This window comes from Massilia sp. DWR3-1-1, from assembly GCF_049898325.1.
GTDB lineage: Bacteria > Pseudomonadota > Gammaproteobacteria > Burkholderiales > Burkholderiaceae_D > JAFCUW01.
In genome coordinates this window covers 1-501 of the sequence record NZ_JAFCXL010000092.1, presented here as the reverse complement: position 1 = coordinate 501, position 501 = coordinate 1, and the positions used below count along the sequence as shown (strand labels likewise).

2 tRNA genes and 1 rRNA gene are annotated in these 501 nt (G+C 49.7%); all 3 read left to right on the top strand.

Annotated features, from left to right (window positions below):
* A 16S ribosomal RNA gene (locus ACP7EY_RS24080) occupies positions 1–93 on the top strand; the annotation flags it as partial.
* Positions 94–170: 77 nt separating this feature from the next.
* Positions 171–247, top strand: a tRNA-Ile gene (locus ACP7EY_RS24075).
* A gap of 11 nt (positions 248–258) precedes the next feature.
* Positions 259–334, top strand: a tRNA-Ala gene (locus ACP7EY_RS24070).
* Positions 335–501 lie beyond the last annotated feature (167 nt).

The following is a 501-nucleotide window of genomic DNA, read 5'->3' as shown; positions in this document are numbered from 1 at the left end:
GCAAGGAGGGCGCTTACCACGGTAGGATTCGTGACTGGGGTGAAGTCGTAACAAGGTAGCCGTATCGGAAGGTGCGGCTGGATCACCTCCTTTCTAGAGTTGCACAGGTAGAGATACCGGTTCATTGAACGTCCACACTTATCGGCTGTTAGTTAAGAAGAACAGCATTTGGGGCTGTAGCTCAGCTGGTTAGAGCACCGTGTTGATAACGCGGGGGTCGTTGGTTCGAGTCCAACCAGCCCTACCAGTCACCACCCAGGGGGATTAGCTCAGCTGGGAGAGCACCTGCTTTGCAAGCAGGGGGTCGTCGGTTCGATCCCGTCATCCTCCACCAAAAGTTCAAACGTAAATCAGTGCAAACGGCACCGGGATTTAGGTTTGGTCTTTTAGAGATTAAATGCTGTTTCGTTCTTTAAAAATTTGGAAGAAGTAAAGTTTTAATTGTCCGGTCGACAGACCGGACGATGGGTAGTGATTGTATGTATCAAAACAAGCAACAAC